The following is a 16,318-nucleotide window of genomic DNA, read 5'->3' on the forward strand; positions in this document are numbered from 1 at the left end:
CAATAATAATTGTCAATAATTTTTAAAAATGACATTTAAAATAATATTTAGAATAGTATTTAAAATAATATTTAGAATAGTATTTAAAATAATATTTAGAATAATATTTAAAATAATATTTAAAATAATATTTACTATTTTAGTATTATTTCTTAAATGAGTTTATCCATTAGTTAGAATTTTATCTATTAGTTATTCTAAAAAAAATATATATAATCAAATATTGTAAATGGAGAATAAATGAAATTTATTAGTGTAGACAATGATGAAGAAGAACTTTCTTGTAAAGTCATGAAAAACATTAAGGCATCAAAGGACTTAGGATTACTTAGGTGTGTTCAATGTGGAATGTGTACTTCTGTGTGTCCTGCTGCTAAATTTACTGATTATAATCCAAGATATATGATTGAAAAAGTTCTTGAAAATGATAAATCTGTTGTTGAATATGAAGAAATTTGGAACTGTTTTTACTGTTATACTTGCCACAGTGTCTGTGGGGTAGGAAATAGTCCTTGTGAAGTTAATCAAATTTTAAGGCAAATAGCTGTTGATGAAGGGAAAGAAGACAAGTTTTTAAAGCCATTAGCAAGTTATGGGGAAACATTTTTAGATATTGGAATTGGTGGAATTCCTAAATCTTTTTTTATGGAATTACATAAAGATATTGAAGGTTGGTTAGATTTAAAGGAAAATTTAGATTCAATCCGTGAAAAATTAGACTTAGGTCCTATAAAAATGTCTGAAAAATCTATTGATGAGGTTAAAAATCTATTAAAAAACATAGATTTTGACAAAAGAGTTAAAAAATTAAAGAAATCCCATAAAAAGTCACAATAGAAGGAAAATTATGAAAACAAAGCATGCTCACCTTAATGAAGAAAAGCTATTCATTGAAGAAAATATTGTTAATGGAAAGAATATTGAAGAATCTATTAATGATGAAGCAAATGAATTTATTCCTTTCACCAATAATAAAGGAAAAAAAATCCCAGATAATGGAATATTACTCTTTAAAAGCTGTTTAATAAGCACAGAATATCCAGGTGTTGAATCTTCGACTAAATTTGTTTTTGATAAATTAGGGATAGAATACATAATAGATCATGACCAATCATGTTGTACTGGTTTAGGGCATTACAGTGATGTTTTTGACCAATATTCTACAACATTAATAGCTGCTCGTAATTTTGACATAGCCCTTAAGGATAAACATCCAAATATTGCTACAATGTGTGCTACATGTTATGCAATAAATAAAAAAGCTTCAAATATTTTAAATAATGATGATGAAATTAGAAATAAAATAAATAAAGTTTTTACTGACTGTGGTCTAAAAAGAAAATATGAAAAAGGTTCAATAGATTCAAAAAATAATATTTTTCATGTGGCTGAAATTATTTACAATAAAAAAAATGAAATAAAGGAGTATATAGATAAAAAACTTAAAAATCAACTTTCTAATTTAAAAATAGCTACTCATCATGCCTGTCACTACTGTAAAGTCCATTACAATGATACAATTGCTGGAGTAACAAATCCTAATATATTAGATGAACTTGTAGAGTCATGTGGATATAAGACTATAGGTTGGTTTAATGAAAAAAGAACTACATGTGGGGCAGGTTTTAGACAAAGATTTGTTAATAAAGAACTTTCTTTAAGTGTTACAGAAGAAAAGCTATTGTCCCTTTATGAAGAAGATGTAGACATTTTAATCCATATGTGTCCTAACTGTCATATGCAATTTGATAGATACCAACCATACATTTCAAAAAATAAAAATAAGCCATTAAAAACTATGCACCTTAATATTGTTCAATTCATAGCTATTTTAATGGGTGCTGATATTGAATCTGTTGTGGGAATACAAACTCACACAGTGAAAATTAAATTTTTAGAAAAAAGCGATTAAAAAAACTTTTTAAAAAAATTAAATGAAAAAACTAGTATTTAAAATAAAATTTATCATTCATAATTCAAGAAAAATTATTTATCGAAAAAAAAAACAATGGGTTGACTATGAAGGAGAAAAACAAATCTGATTTACGTGTTGGAGTATTTATTTGTAGATGTGGAGGAAATATTTCGGATAATGTAGACATTGAAATGGTTAAAAATTCAATTTCTGCTGAATGTATTGTTGAATTTGAAAATCTTTGTTCAATAAATGGAAAAAAAGCTATTCGCGAAGAAATAATTAGTAATAAATTGGATAGAATTGTAATAGCTTCCTGTTCTCCTATTTCTCATGAAAAAATATTTCAAAACTATGTAAATCCTTTAAATCCTTATTTGATGGATATGGCAAATTTAAGGGAACAGTGTTCTTGGGTTCATAATAAAGATGAAGCAAGCTCTAAAGCCATTTCTTTAATAAATGCATCTATTGAAAAGGTTAAAAAATCTCATTCTGTTAGTCCTATTGTTTGTCAAACTCCTGAAAGTGTAGCTATTATTGGTGGAGGAATATCTGGAATTAGTGCTGCATTATCAATAGCTAAAGGAGGAATTAAAGCATATCTTATTGAAAAAGAGTCTACTATTGGGGGAAATATGGTAAAAATTGGTAAAGTTTTCTCTCCTGTAAAAATAGCTGAAGAATGTGGTTTATGTTTACTTAATCCTCTTATTAATGATGTTGCTTGGAATGAAAATATTGAAATTTTAACTAACAGTGAAGTGATTAGTGGAAGTAGACAATCTGGAACATTTAACCTTGTTTTAAAACAGAAACCAACTTACATAGATGGAAAAAAATGTATTGCATGTGGAAAGTGTAATGAGCTCTGTCCAGTGAATGTTTTAGATGAATTTAATGAAGGATTGTCCTATAGAAAAGCTATTTACAAGCCATTTTCACAAAGCTTTCCAGATTCATATACCATTGACATTGAAAACTGTATAAAATGTGGGTCTTGTGAAAACGTTTGTAAAATGGGAGCTATTAACTTTGATGATGAGGAAGAGATTAAAGCTTTAAATGTAGGTTCTGTAATCTTAGCAACAGGTCATGAAATATTCAATCCAAGCTTAAGACCCGAATATGGTTATGATAGATATGAGGATGTAATAAGTCAAAATGAGCTTGCAAGGATAATGGGAGTAAATGGTCCAACTAAAGGAGAATTACTTACCTTATCTTCTAAAAAAAGACCAAAAAGAGTTGTAATGATTCAATGTGTAGGTTCTCGTGATGAAAAGCCAGATGGTCATAAATATTGTTCCAAGGTTTGTTGTATGGTTGCTTTAAAAAATGCTAACCTTATAAAACATAAATATCCTGAAACAGACGTAATATTATGTTATACTGATATGAGAACTCCTGGAATGTATGAAAAATATTATAAACATTGTCAAAACAATGGAGTTCGATTAATACGAGGTAGACCTGGTGAAATAATAAAAAATTCTGAGGACAACTTAGTTGTAAAGGTAGAAGACACTTTAACTAAAGAATTTATTGAAATTGAAACTGATATGGTAGTTTTGTCCTTGGCTATGGAACCTTCAAAAGGAACAGTAGAAATAGCTAAGCTATTGGATGTAGGCTTAACTGAAGACTTATTTATTAAAGAAGCCCATCCAAAAATAAAACCAGTCACCACTGACATAAGTGGAGCTTACGTTTGTGGAACAGCTCAAGGTCCAAAAGACATTACTGAAAGCATTATGCAAGCTAATGCAGCATCATCAAAAGTATTTGAACTAATGCACAATGGTATTGAACTTGAGCCATTTGTAGCAGAAATAGATAAAGATTTATGTACAAACTGTGGAGAATGTATTGACTCCTGTAAGCATAAATCAATTTTAACAATAGACAACGAAATTGTAATTGATCCAATGTCTTGTTCAGGTTGTGGAGAATGTTTAAGAGCTTGTAAAGAGTCAGCTATTTCAATTCAAGGTAATATAAGTGAAAAAATTTATGCTACTATTGATGGTATTTTAAAAGATAAAAAAGAAGATGAAAGAAGAATCATAGTATTTTTAGATCAAATAGGATACACAGCAGCTGATAACATTGGAATTAATAGATTAAGCTACCCAAGCTCTATTAACATAATTAAAGTCCATTCCATTAACAGAGTTTCTCCAGATCACATAATCCACGGACTTAAAAATGGAGCAGATGGAGTGTTTATAGGAGAATACCCTGGAGATTTAATGTATGAAAAAGTAGAAAAGAAAATAAATAAGCTTAAAGATTACATTAAAGAACAAGGAGTAAATCCAGAAAGAATTCAATTCTCTAAAGTTTACATTCCATACTTTACAGGTTTAGCAAAGAGTTTTATTGAATTCGATAAAAAAATAGAAAGCTTAGAAGAACCTTTTTTTAAAAAAGGTTCCTCAAAAAATAAAGAATGCTAATTTAAATAAAGTTATTTTACTAATTAGAAGAACCTTTTAAAAAAAGGTTCATCAAAAGGTTTTCTCAAAAATAAAGAAAAATAATTTAAATAAAAGTTTTTTACTAATTAGAAATAAATAAATATTGAATATCTTATTAAAATTTTAGATAAAAACAGTACATAATTATTATAATGGATGATAAAAATGTTAGATAGTACTGAAGCTATTTATAAAGGAATTAAATCCTCAGGAATTAATTTTATTGTAAGTGTTCCTTGTGTAAATCTTAAAGAGCTTTTAAAGATAATTGATGAAGATGAAGAAATTATTCATGTCCCAGTAACTCGTGAAGAAGAAGGATTAGGAATATGTGCTGGAGCATTTATCTCTGGTAAGAAAACAGCTATTTTGATGCAAAACTCAGGACTTGGAAATTGTATAAACGCTTTAACCTCCCTTTATGAATTATATTCATTCCCATTAGTAATGATAATCAGCCATCGTGGAACAGAAGGGGAACCAATTATTGGTCAAATTCCAATGGGAAAATTCACTACAAAGCTTTTAGATTCATTGGATATTTATAATGAAAAAATTACAAGCCCAGAAAAAAGTTTTAAAGCCATTAGCACTTCTTGGGAAAAATCAATTGAAAATAAAAAGCCAATAGCTTTTTTATTTGAGATAAGTTACTGGTGAATGCAATAATAGCTTAATAATTTTTTTTAAAATTAAAAAATGTTTTAAATTAATAAGTTCTTTCATTAATGTTTTTTTTTTAAAATTAATATTCTTTAAAATTAATTTTTTTAAATTAACATTTTTTTAATTAAAAAACTTTTACATATGGATAATATTTTTATATAAATATATTCAGGAATAATCTATGAATACAATTTATACTATTGGACATTCAGTTTATGAAATTGATTATTTCATTAATTTATTAAACAAATATGAAATTAATTTAGTCTTGGATGTTAGAAGTATTCCATATTCTAAACATACCCCTCAATTTAATAGAGAATTGATTAAAAAATCTCTAGAAAATAAAGGAATTAGATATGAATTTTTTGGAGATGTTTTTGGAGCTAGACAAAAAGATCATGCCCTTTTTAATGAAGAAGGAATTTTAGACTTTGTTAAATTTAAAGAACTTGATTCATTTAAAGAGGCTTTAAATAAAGTTATTGAAAATATTAATCTATTAAATATTGTTATAATGTGTAGTGAAAAAGAGCCATTAGATTGTCATAGATCTATTCTTATTTCAAAAGCTTTTTCAAATCATGGTGTTGAAGTGTATCATATTTTAGACAATGGAGAGTTAGAATCACATAAATCTCTTGAAAATAGGCTTTTAGATTGTTATGGTTTTCCACAAAAAACTCAAGTTTCTTTAGATTTTTTTAAGGAAGAAAAAGAGATAAATTATTTGAAAAAAGCATATAAAATGAGAAACCGGGACATTGGGTATGTATTTTTTCAAAATAAATAAAGAAATAAAAAAATAAGAGAAATAAATACTGATAAAATATGTGATAAAATGAAAAGATTTGATGCAATAAAAAAAATCATGGAAAACATTTCTAATGAGCTTTTAATAGCTAACATAGGATTTCCCTCAAGAGAATTATATGAGATATGTGATAGAAATGAAAATTTTTATATGTTAGGCTCAATGGGACTTGCTTCTTCAATAGGTTTAGGTTTAGCTTTATCTCAAGATAAAAAAATCATTGTTTTAGATGGAGATGGTTCTACTTTAATGAATTTAGGTTCGCTTGTCACAATAGCTAATCAAAACCCTAAGAATTTTATTTTAATAGTCTTGGATAATCATGCTTATGGATCCACTGGTAACCAAGAGACCTACACTAAAAATACTAATCTCTTAAAGATTGCTAAGTCTGCTGGTTTTAAAAATGTATTTAATTATAATACAATTAATTTTAAAGATTTATTATCAAAGAATTTAATAGAATCAACATTCATACATTTTGAAATAGAACCCGGAAATGCTGATGTAGGAGTAATAGATTTATCGCCTGATGAAATTAAAAATAGGTTTATTAAAGCTGTGAAAAACCCATGATTTATTTAGGAATAGCTATTTTAAAAATAAGTAAATAAATAAGTAAACAAATAAGTAAATAAGCAAATAAATATTTATTTATTCTTTTTTTAGTTAATTTATTCCATTAAATCTTATTTTGAAATAAAATATTACTTTATTTTTATAAGTGCCTTATTTTTATCATTTATTTTAGAAAATCTAGTCAATTTAGACAATTTTAATTTATTTATAAATTATAAAAAAATTATTTTCTGATTCGAAAATTGTATTAAAAAATTCTTAAATTGATAGAGATTATAAAAAATTATTTTCAATTTTTTAAAATGAGATTCTCTTAAAGATTAAATTTCTTCTAAAGACATTAAGATATTGTGTCTTGTAAGTATTCGTCTAAATTTCCTTCTTCTATGGAAATTATTTCTGGTAAGTTTCCTATTGTTCCTATAGAATCATTAACAACTATTAAACCACCAATAAAATGTTTTTTAAATCTTTTAGCTTTTTCTAATCCTTTTTCAATGGCTTCATCATCTTTTTTTCCTTTTACAGCATTGGCTATTGATGTTGCAAGGGTATCTGCAATACTTGCCTTTCCTGCGATAATAGAAACAAGATCTGCTCTTCCATAGCTAAATGAATAGCCTACAGTTCCTGAAGATGAGCATAAACCATAGGATTTATTTGAGGGTTTAAATTTAAAAGCTATTTTTCCTGAAATATCTGAATTTCCAGCATATATTCCACATATAACATTTTTATCCTTGTTTTGATTTATAAATGCAATATCTCCACCATTGTTAACAATTGAATACCTTGAACCCTTTTCAATTAACTGTTTAAGGGAAAATTCAGATACTGTTCCAGCAACAGCCCCCATAGGTCCTATTTCAGCTATTTCGCTTGCTGTAGACATAACTTTAACTATTTCTGGACCTTTTTCAAATTTAACGGGACTATGAGATTTTAAAAATGAATTATTTATTTTGCAGTAATTTTTTATCTCACTACGTCTTTTAAGAACACATTCTTCAAGAAAATCTGGATTTACATCTGAACTTATTTTCAAAATTGTTTCTTCAATTTCTAAGCTTTTATTGTACATTTGATCATGGAATTAAATGAAATTTTTTTAAATTTTTTTATTAATTATTTAAATTTTATTAATTTTTTACATTTTTATTTTATTTTCTTAAACTTTTATATTGCCTCTTTTTATAGGTTTTAGATCTTTAATGCTTATAATATCCTTATAAATATTAAATCTAGGTCTTCTTCCTTCTTTTTGCTGATCTCTTAATGTTTGATTTGCATTGACTTTATGATTATAAATATCCTCATTTTCAATTAGATAAATATCAAATTTTCCATCCCAAAAACCATTTACATAAAAATCCATAAAATAGATTTTATCCCATTCAGATTTTGGTCCAAATGAAGTCAAATCTGGTATTTTACTAGCACTTTTAACTTGTATTCGTTCATTTTTCTTAGGACTGTAACAATCAAATGATGAGTTTGCTTTAGAAATGTTAGCTGTTAATCTCCAACAATCCATTTCTAAACAAAATGCCCCTTCAGAAAGCCCTTCAGGAATATTCACAATCCTAGACCTTATTTTACCGAGATCTTCGCATAATGTTCTCCAATTTTCATAAATGTTATTAAAGATTTTTCTATCTTTTTCTTCAAATTTTTGAACTTCTACTTCAAATTCTCCTTCTGGAAGAATAACTTTTTCAATTTCAAATTTCATTTTATCACAATTTAATAATTATATGTTAATATTTATTAAAAATGATAAAAATATTTTTCCATAAAAAAATAACAAACATCAATAAAGTTAATCATTTATATTAGCAAATATCTCATGAACTGTTTTTGAAATCCAATAACTTGCAATTGGAGGAACAGCTTCACCAATTTGGGCTCTTACTTCACTAGAACTGCCATTAAACAAATAATTATCTGGAAAAGTTTGTAATCTTGCCCTTTCACGATTTGTGAGTCCTTGACGGTTATAAAGATAATGGTATCCTCCAGTTCCTCCACCACCATAAGCAATTACTGTAGGTGAAGGCTTTAAAGGGTGTAATCTTCTATAAATATTACTCATCAACCCTTTTACACTCCAAGGAGTATTTTTAACAACTTTAAAGTTGTAAAATGGAGGTATATGCTGCATTCGCTCTTTAACTTTTTTATTTGCTCGTGGGAGGTTATTTGATTCATCTACAAACGTTTGATTGTAAATAGGCCTTAAATAAAATCCTAAAATCTTTAAAATTTTATCATGCTCATCCATTGCTTTTTTAAATTCTTCTTCATTAAATTTTTCAATATTATTATATTTACAATAATCTGTTAGAATATTAAAGCTTAAATTAGAATATTCTTTATTCCATTTTTCTGCAACTTCATTATTTATAGTTTTTGTCGCATCCTTATATTCTTTCATTATATTGGCATATTTATTTTCTAAATTGCCTAAAGAGTTTCCTTCAAAGATTTCTAAAGCTGTTAAAGGGTATTTTATTAAGAGAGAATTGTTCAAATATTTATTAATGATTTCATTTATTTCAAAAACATTTTTGATATATTTGGTTTTTACTCCAATGATTATTAACCTTTTTCTAGATTGTGGTGCCCCTAAATTTGAAATATTTAAAACATTATTGTATACTAATGTATATCCTTCTTTTTGAAAGTCTTTTTGAATTGCTTCATAAGCTAAACCATTATTTGCTGAAATCATTCCTGGAACATTTTCAAAAACAAAAATTTTTGGATTTGAAGATTTTACAAGTCTTAAATATTGTTCATATAATTTTCCCCTTTTTACTTTAAAACCTGATCTTTTTTCTGTTCCTCTAAGAACACTGAAGTCCTGACATGGAGGACCTCCAATAATAACATCAGAATCATGTTTAACTTTTAAATCATGAATGTCTCCACAAATTCCTACATTAGTTTGTTTATCGTATTCAGATAAATCTAATAATGGAATACCTATATTTTTTGTGTATGTTGTTAAGTGAGGTTCTAAAATTTCATTAGATAAAATTAAATCATAATCTCCATTATTATGAAATCCCCAGTCCAATCCCCCTGCACCAGTAAAAAGAGTAATTAATTTATGCTTCATAACCATCCCTCTTTTTGTTTTATTGATGTTGATATCACACTTTTTTCACTTAACCATGCTATAACCATATTTCTAATAATTTCAGAATCGGAATTACCCATAGTCCCCTGAAATTTTCTTATTATTTCAAGTTGTTCATGAGATAATGAAATGTTTACTCTTTTAATGTCTGCCATTGTAACACCTATGTTACATATTTGTAACAATATGCATATAAATGTTTCTATTTTTATTTGGATAGCTAAAAAATATAAATTTTTTTATAAAATAAGATATGATTTTTTTATTTAATGAAATAAACTATAGTTTATATTGGAAAATTTAAAAACAAATTATAAAATAATTATAATTTAGGTTTATGCTAATAAAACTACATATTCATATATATCTAGGATTAATAAGTCATTATTTTTATCAAAAATAAATTTATCAATCCATTTTTCTGCAAATGGCTTTTTATCTACATTTTCATAAAATAATCTTTCAAAATTTTTTATTAAAAATTCTTCATCCACAATAAACTCTGTAGATAATTCTTTTTTTATAGTTCTCCAAATTTGTTCAATTGGATTAAGATTAGAAGAACACGAAAATAAATGCATAACATTTATGTTAAAATATTTACAAGTTTTTTTAATACATTTTTTTAACTTTTTCGTATTTTATTTAGCATAAATAAAATGTTAAACATTAATTTTAAACTTTTCGATTTAAATCATATATAATATTATTCAAAAAATAGAAAATAATATGATTTAAAATAATTTAATTAAGTCTAATTATTAGAAACTCCCAGTTTATATTAATTATTTTTTAAATTTAAAAGGTCTCTAAGTTCATCAGTACTCATTTCTGTTACAAAGTTTTCTCCTGCACCAATAGCAATTTCAGCTAGCTCTTTTTTATCAACTAACATTTTATTTATTCTCTCTTCAAATGTTCCATTACTTATAAACCTATATACAAAAACATTATCTTTTTGACCTATTCTATAAACTCTGTCTGTAGCTTGCTCTTCAACAGCAGGATTCCACCATAAATCAAAATGAACAACATGTGATGCATTTGTAAGATTTAAACCTGTTCCTCCAGCTTTTAAAGAAACTATCATAATTTTACTAATTTTTTTATCATTAGTTTGAAATTCCTCAATCATTTTATCTCTAATTTTACGAGTTAAACCACCATGATAAAACAAGACATCATTTTTAAATTTGTCTTCGAGAAGTTCTTTTATAATGTTTCCCATTTGTACAAATTGAGTAAAAATAATAATATTTTCTCCAGTATCACCAATATTTTCTAATATATCAATTAACATTTCCATTTTACCAGATTCTTCAATTCCAAATTTATCTGATTGTGTAAATTGAGAAGGATGATTACAAATCTGTTTTAAGGAGTTTATTAATTTAAAAACAAGACCTTTTCTTTGAATCCCCTCTGATTCTTCTATTTCTCTTAAAGTTTTATTAATTATATCTTGATATAAAGCTGTTTGTGTTTTACTAAGTGAACAGTAACATTCCGTAACAATTTTATCTGGCAGGTCATGAATAATAGATTTATCAGTTTTCATTCGTCTTAAAATAAATGGAGATGTGATTTTTTTAAATCTTTCTAAAATTTTAGAGTCTCTATCTTTTTCAATAGGATTTACAAAATTCTTTTTAAAATTTTTAGAACCTTCTAAATATGATTTATTACAAAAATCAAATATACTCCAATATTCTATTAATCGATTTTCAACAGGTGTTCCAGTTAAAGCTATTTTACTACTTCCATTTAAATGTTTAACCATTTGTGATTGCTTAGACAAAGGATTTTTAATATTTTGAGCTTCATCTAAAACTATCATAAACCAGTTAACATTCTCAAAATCTTCAAAATTAGTTCTAATCATGCCATAAGAAGTTATAATTATATCAATACTGGGATTTATAACTCTATTTTGCCCATGGAATATTTCATTAGATAAAGAAGGAGTAAATTTTTCAATTTCCTTTTTCCAATTAAAAAGAATAGCTGTTGGAGCAATAACTAATACTTTTTTATTCTTTAACAAACCATTATTTTTAAAGTGAAGAATAGTCGTTAAAGTCTGTAAAGTTTTACCTAATCCCATATCATCAGCTAAAATACTTCCAAAGCCAGTTAATATATTTTGAACCAACCATGAAAAGCCTATTTTTTGATATGGTCTTAACACCCCATTTAAATTATGAGGTATATCAATATCCCCATAATTTTTTATCTTTTCAACTACTTTTAAAATACTCTCATCTACTTCAACATCATTATTTTCATAGCTAGACGATAAAACTGTTTGAAGTAGTTGATTATTATTCAATTTGTTAGGTATTCTCTTAATTTTTTGAGATATATCGTCAGTTTCCACACTGTCTACAATATAACATTTATTATCTATTTTAATAAACTGAGATGAATTTTTAACTAATTTTTTGAACTCTTTAAGTGTAATCTCTTTATCACTTATAGCTACTTTCCAATTAAAATCAACAAGGGATTCTAAATTTAAAAGCCCTTTTTTATCCAATTGTGAATTTTTACGAGAGTTCATATTTGCAATAAGTTTTGGATGTGTAATTTCTTCTAAATTTTGAGGAAGTTTAACTTTAAAATTTAAAATATTTAATATTGGAATAATTTCTAAATAAAATTCTCCAAACTCAGAAAGAGTATAAGTTATTTTCTTATCTTTATCTAATAAATCATTTATATCTTCGAAATATTCTTCTAATAATTCTATTTCAGATAGTATTTTAAAATTATAATTAATATCTGATTTTTTAAGGGCTTCTTTTAGAGAATCAAATTTTTCTGATTTAAGATCAATGATAAAAGTCTTATCTTTTTCTTCTACATTTACAAATAAGTCATGATTCATTTCAAAGGAAGATAATTTAGAAATCCATTTATTAACTAAGATTATATCCTCTTTTGAAAACTTTTTAATTGTTCCTTTAAAGAATAGATTATAAACATTAGTGTTTATTTCAATATTTGATTTTTTGCTATCTCTTAATTCATGAAAACTTAGTAAATTTCTTTCTTTAATTATAACCTTTAAAAAAAGACTTAAAAGAATTTTAGTCTGCTCTTCCTTGGATATCTCTTTTTCATTAAATGATATTAAATCCAAAGGACATATATCAACTAATTTTTCAAATATTTCATTTATTTCCTCGTTAAATAATCCTGGAATCCATCTAATTAAAAAATGATTCTTTTCATTTTTTAGTAGCTCTGGAATTATAGCTACTTTTTCAACTAATTTTCTAGCGAATTTAAAGAGAGCATATGAAAATTGGATGTTGTAGTTATATTTAGAGACTTCCTCTTTTGGAATCCCATCAAAAAAGCAATACATTCTATTTTCCATATTTTGAGTATATTCAAGACTAGTGACTCTTGTTATTTTATAGTTTTCATTTATATTGATTTTAAATCTTTTAAATTCATTAGTTTGACTCCAAATATCATTAAAGCTATTTTTTATTGATTTTTTATCTATTTTAAAATTATAATTGTCTTCTAGAAACATTTTTAATTCTGTTTTTGAGTTATATTTAGACCAATACTCCATATTTTTAATAAGAATTTTTCTGAAGTTACCTTTAAAAAATTCTGTTCTGTTTGAAACTAGTAATTCAATCATGTTTTTTAGGCTTGGTATTTTGTTAAAATCAATAGCTTTTAAAATTTCAGCTTTATTTGATTTATGCTTATCCTCCTTAGTTTCATCTTTATTAGAACATATATCCTTTATTTTTTTAATTTCATTAGTATTAATTTGCTTATGTTCTTCTATTATGCTATCTATATTAAATCCTTTAATTTTAAAGAGTAAAAGAGGATTTTTATTAATTTTAAATCCAAATGAATAAAACATAGCCATATTTTCATCACAATAGCCCTTTGAACCATTACCAACAAATTCTAATTCTTCAATTGAATTAGGGATTAAATTTATGCCTTGTTTATTTAAGTCTTCAAATAATTTTTCAGGTAATTGATTTTTTGAAAGTTTTATCAAATAAAATGAGGAATTTAAAATAGTGTCTTTTATAATATTAGTTTCCCAGGGTGTCTGATAATTGAAAAAAATTGAAGAAGTTTGGTATGCTATTTAGTATGTTTAGAGTATATTACATTAGTATTTTATAAAAGTACAATTTATTTGGTCTTTAAAAACAATATTCTAAAAGTTAATCTTTTAATTTTAACAATGAAAAAAAATCCACAATGCTTATTATCATTAAAAAATTGACTTTATGGAAAATAGTTTAAATTAAAATATAAGGATTTTATTAAGCTTTTTTAAAAATTAAAACTAATTTCATCTGTACTTTTAGAAAATCATAATGTAATTATCTCAAAACATCTTGAACAATTTATTAAGCTCTTAATTTTTTCATATAAATCAGACACCCTGTTAGTTTCCTTTTCATTAAATTTTTTAAATTTAATTGAAGGGTTGAAATTTTCCCCAAAAAAAGACCTATCATATTCTAGATCTAAAATTTTATTATCTTTTATTTTATAATCTGATTTGCTTCGAATTAGCTTTTCATAGGATTCTTTACCACGAAAAAACTTTTTTTCTAAATCTTTATTGTTAATAAGATCAAACCATCTTATTGTCCACCAACTTCTCAATTCAATAACCATTTATTTCCTCAAAAAACTATTTAAAAATTATTTAATACTGGTTGATCCAAAATAATCTTACTTTTCCATGAATGACTTTAAACTGAACCCACTCTCTAGAACTCTCTTCAACAAATTATTTTTCATATTTTGCTCTTTTTTCAGAGAACAATCAATATACTGCTTATAGACCAATTTTCAATATTTTTAAACCCACCATCAAGAAAACATCCAGCATAGTTATTTCATATATTTTCTAATTAATGAAATGCCATAAATGCTTTGATTTTTATTTAGATAGCTATAAAATATAAATTTTTTTTATAAAATAATATATGATTTTTTACTTAAGAAAGTAAACTATTTTTCTAACTCGCTAACATTACAAGTAAAATTATAAGCAAAGTTAGGGCAAGAACAAGCATGAATATGAATGTAATTAGCCAATGTATTTCCAATAGCTATTCCATCAAGACCATCTACTATTCCTCTACCTCGTTTAATATCAAAGGCAAAATCAGCACCTGAAACAGTATTTAGCTTAGTATAATGGAATTCATGGCCTCTAAATAACTCTCCTTTGTTTGCAATTAGGCTGTCCATTTTAGATTCAGCTATTACATAAGATAAACCTTGAACCTTATCTGTCATAACTGAAGGGTGTGGAACAACATTACACATCTTAGCTTCATCAATAGCTTGTGACAAATAAATTAATCCCCCACATTCGCCATATATTGGATTTCCTTCATTGTGGAATTTCTTTATTGAATCTCTCATTGAGCTATTAGCTCCTAATTCCTTCTTAAAGACTTCAGGATAACCTCCACCAATGTATACTCCATCAGCATCAGGAATAGCTTCGTCTTTAAGTGGTGAAAATGGGATGATTTTGGCATTGTTCTCTTCAAGTGCTTCTAAATTCTCTTTGTAGTAGAATGTAAACACTTCATCTAATGCAACAGCTATTTTAACCGAAATTTTATTTCCTTTCTTCCATAGATAATCAATTTCACTGTTATTTCGTAAATCTTCATTTTTATTAAACTGATCATTGATATAATGATATTTTTTATGGTTGTTATTATTTTTATCATTGTTGCTAAGACTATTCTTAAATTCTACATCATTATTTAATTTATCCTTATTTTTAGCTATTTCTTTAATTAAATCTAAATCAAGATTTTCAGATACAACTTCTCCCCACAAATCAATACTTGATTTAATTCTATCCCTTTCAAGAGCTGGAACAAGCCCTAAATGTCGCTCTTCAGTAGCTATTTTATTATCTCTTGGAATGGCTCCAACAACTACAGTATCAGTAAGCTTTTCAATGGCTTCCTTAGCTTTTAAGTAGTGTTTTTTTCCTTTTATTTTATTTAATATTACTCCTTGAATGTTAATTTCAGGATCTAGATTTTTAAATCCTAAAACAACAGCAGCTGCACTTTTAACCAAGCTTCGCCCATCCATTATTAAAACAACTGGAGCATCTAAGACTTTAGCTATTGATGCAGAATTTCCTACATCTTCAATAGGGCTTATTCCTTCGTATAATCCTCTTACGCCTTCAATTACTCCTATTTTTGATTTTGATTTGTCAATTCCTCTTTTAAATAGCTTTTGAATTTGAATATCATTCATAAAAAAAGAGTCAAGATTTCTGGAAGGGTTTCCAGTAGCAACTGAGTGGTATGTTGGGTCAATGTAGTCTGGTCCAACCTTAAATGGTTGAACATTCATTTCATATGAGAGTGCTTTCATTATACCTGTTGAAATTGTTGTCTTTCCAACAGCACTACCAGTCCCAGCAAGAAGTAGTTTCATAATATTATTTGTGTTGATATTGTATTTATAAATTTATAAAAAAGAAGAAAAATTAACAAAAACTGATAAAAATTAATAAAAATCACATTCATGGAATAGTTTTTATATTTAGTAATTTTTTTTGAAATTATCATATTTTTAATATAAAGCTATTTAATATTATAATTTTAATATATTTTATTTAATATAAATTTATTTATAAAATAAGTAGTTTTAAATAAATATTTATAAAAATAATATATTAT

14 protein-coding genes are annotated in these 16,318 nt (G+C 25.8%); 6 read left to right on the top strand and 8 right to left on the bottom strand.

From position 1 onward, the window contains the following. Window positions 1–240: 240 nt before the first annotated feature. The 6 genes from hdrC (at window position 241) to comE (ending at window position 6,451) form a co-directional block, all read left to right on the top strand. Window positions 241–837 (top strand): ferredoxin:CoB-CoM heterodisulfide reductase subunit HdrC, encoded by a 597-nt coding sequence (hdrC, locus tag MBCUR_RS07605; protein ID WP_067092213.1) that lies wholly within the window; start codon window positions 241–243, stop codon window positions 835–837. A 10-nt stretch (window positions 838–847) separates the two neighbouring features. After that, a complete protein-coding gene (gene hdrB, locus MBCUR_RS07610; RefSeq protein ID WP_084269622.1) occupies window positions 848–1,912 on the top strand; it encodes a ferredoxin:CoB-CoM heterodisulfide reductase subunit HdrB in 1,065 nt (354 codons plus the stop codon). Between the two features lie 107 nt (window positions 1,913–2,019). Next, on the top strand, window positions 2,020–4,374 hold the full coding sequence (gene hdrA, locus MBCUR_RS07615; RefSeq protein WP_067092215.1) for a ferredoxin:CoB-CoM heterodisulfide reductase subunit HdrA: 2,355 nt from the start codon (window positions 2,020–2,022) through the stop codon (window positions 4,372–4,374). Window positions 4,375–4,560: 186 nt separating this feature from the next. Continuing rightward, entirely contained in the window at window positions 4,561–5,055 is a 495-nt protein-coding gene (gene comD, locus MBCUR_RS07620; RefSeq protein WP_067092217.1) for a sulfopyruvate decarboxylase subunit alpha, read from the top strand. Between the two features lie 187 nt (window positions 5,056–5,242). Beyond that, window positions 5,243–5,854 (top strand): DUF488 domain-containing protein, encoded by a 612-nt coding sequence (locus tag MBCUR_RS07625; protein WP_067092219.1) that lies wholly within the window; start codon window positions 5,243–5,245, stop codon window positions 5,852–5,854. A gap of 48 nt (window positions 5,855–5,902) precedes the next feature. Next, a complete protein-coding gene (gene comE, locus MBCUR_RS07630; protein WP_067092221.1) occupies window positions 5,903–6,451 on the top strand; it encodes a sulfopyruvate decarboxylase subunit beta in 549 nt (182 codons plus the stop codon). 343 nt (window positions 6,452–6,794) lie between these two features. Here the strand turns inward: comE and MBCUR_RS07635 are convergent, their stop codons facing one another. The 8 genes from MBCUR_RS07635 to MBCUR_RS07670 all read right to left on the bottom strand — a co-directional run bounded on the left by MBCUR_RS07635 (window position 6,795) and on the right by MBCUR_RS07670 (window position 16,073). After that, entirely contained in the window at window positions 6,795–7,535 is a 741-nt protein-coding gene (locus MBCUR_RS07635; RefSeq protein WP_067092223.1) for a UPF0280 family protein, read from the bottom strand. Between the two features lie 87 nt (window positions 7,536–7,622). Then, the gene (locus MBCUR_RS07640; protein ID WP_084269624.1) at window positions 7,623–8,186 is read right to left on the bottom strand and encodes a Bsp6I family type II restriction endonuclease; all 564 of its coding nucleotides are present in this window, start codon (window positions 8,184–8,186) and stop codon (window positions 7,623–7,625) included. A gap of 87 nt (window positions 8,187–8,273) precedes the next feature. Next, window positions 8,274–9,575 (bottom strand): DNA cytosine methyltransferase, encoded by a 1,302-nt coding sequence (locus tag MBCUR_RS07645; protein WP_169805815.1) that lies wholly within the window; start codon window positions 9,573–9,575, stop codon window positions 8,274–8,276. Beyond that, window positions 9,572–9,751, bottom strand: a complete 180-nt coding sequence (locus tag MBCUR_RS07650) for a ribbon-helix-helix domain-containing protein (protein ID WP_067092226.1) — start codon at window positions 9,749–9,751, stop codon at window positions 9,572–9,574. Before MBCUR_RS07650 ends, MBCUR_RS07645 begins: the two co-directional genes overlap by 4 nt. A 180-nt stretch (window positions 9,752–9,931) precedes the next feature. Then, window positions 9,932–10,177, bottom strand: coding sequence for a hypothetical protein (locus MBCUR_RS07655; protein WP_067092228.1), 246 nt, complete (start codon window positions 10,175–10,177; stop codon window positions 9,932–9,934). 200 nt (window positions 10,178–10,377) lie between these two features. Further along, window positions 10,378–13,632, bottom strand: a complete 3,255-nt coding sequence (locus MBCUR_RS07660; RefSeq protein ID WP_067092230.1) for a DEAD/DEAH box helicase — start codon at window positions 13,630–13,632, stop codon at window positions 10,378–10,380. Between the two features lie 323 nt (window positions 13,633–13,955). Beyond that, the gene (locus tag MBCUR_RS07665; RefSeq protein WP_067092232.1) at window positions 13,956–14,267 is read right to left on the bottom strand and encodes a hypothetical protein; all 312 of its coding nucleotides are present in this window, start codon (window positions 14,265–14,267) and stop codon (window positions 13,956–13,958) included. Window positions 14,268–14,606: 339 nt separating this feature from the next. Beyond that, window positions 14,607–16,073 carry a cobyrinate a,c-diamide synthase gene (locus MBCUR_RS07670; protein ID WP_067092234.1) on the bottom strand — a complete coding sequence of 489 codons (1,467 nt, stop codon included), beginning with the start codon at window positions 16,071–16,073 and terminating at the stop codon, window positions 14,607–14,609. Window positions 16,074–16,318: the final 245 nt, after the last annotated feature.

The sequence above is a fragment of the Methanobrevibacter curvatus genome, assembly GCF_001639295.1.
In the GTDB taxonomy this organism is placed as follows: Archaea; Methanobacteriota; Methanobacteria; order Methanobacteriales; family Methanobacteriaceae; genus Methanoflexus; species Methanoflexus curvatus.

What these genes read in the sequence shown, in the direction of transcription:
- hdrC (WP_067092213.1), top strand. Translation starts at nt 241, where the DNA reads ATGAAATTTATTAGTGTAGACAATGATGAAGAAGAACTTTCTTGTAAA.
- hdrB (WP_084269622.1), top strand. Translation starts at nt 848, where the DNA reads ATGAAAACAAAGCATGCTCACCTTAATGAAGAAAAGCTATTCATTGAA.
- hdrA (WP_067092215.1), top strand. Translation starts at nt 2,020, where the DNA reads ATGAAGGAGAAAAACAAATCTGATTTACGTGTTGGAGTATTTATTTGT.
- comD (WP_067092217.1), top strand. Translation starts at nt 4,561, where the DNA reads ATGTTAGATAGTACTGAAGCTATTTATAAAGGAATTAAATCCTCAGGA.
- MBCUR_RS07625 (WP_067092219.1), top strand. Translation starts at nt 5,243, where the DNA reads ATGAATACAATTTATACTATTGGACATTCAGTTTATGAAATTGATTAT.
- comE (WP_067092221.1), top strand. Translation starts at nt 5,903, where the DNA reads ATGAAAAGATTTGATGCAATAAAAAAAATCATGGAAAACATTTCTAAT.
- MBCUR_RS07635 (WP_067092223.1), bottom strand. Translation starts at nt 7,535, where the DNA reads ATGTACAATAAAAGCTTAGAAATTGAAGAAACAATTTTGAAAATAAGT.
- MBCUR_RS07640 (WP_084269624.1), bottom strand. Translation starts at nt 8,186, where the DNA reads ATGAAATTTGAAATTGAAAAAGTTATTCTTCCAGAAGGAGAATTTGAA.
- MBCUR_RS07645 (WP_169805815.1), bottom strand. Translation starts at nt 9,575, where the DNA reads ATGAAGCATAAATTAATTACTCTTTTTACTGGTGCAGGGGGATTGGAC.
- MBCUR_RS07650 (WP_067092226.1), bottom strand. Translation starts at nt 9,751, where the DNA reads ATGGCAGACATTAAAAGAGTAAACATTTCATTATCTCATGAACAACTT.
- MBCUR_RS07655 (WP_067092228.1), bottom strand. Translation starts at nt 10,177, where the DNA reads ATGCATTTATTTTCGTGTTCTTCTAATCTTAATCCAATTGAACAAATT.
- MBCUR_RS07665 (WP_067092232.1), bottom strand. Translation starts at nt 14,267, where the DNA reads ATGGTTATTGAATTGAGAAGTTGGTGGACAATAAGATGGTTTGATCTT.
- MBCUR_RS07670 (WP_067092234.1), bottom strand. Translation starts at nt 16,073, where the DNA reads ATGAAACTACTTCTTGCTGGGACTGGTAGTGCTGTTGGAAAGACAACA.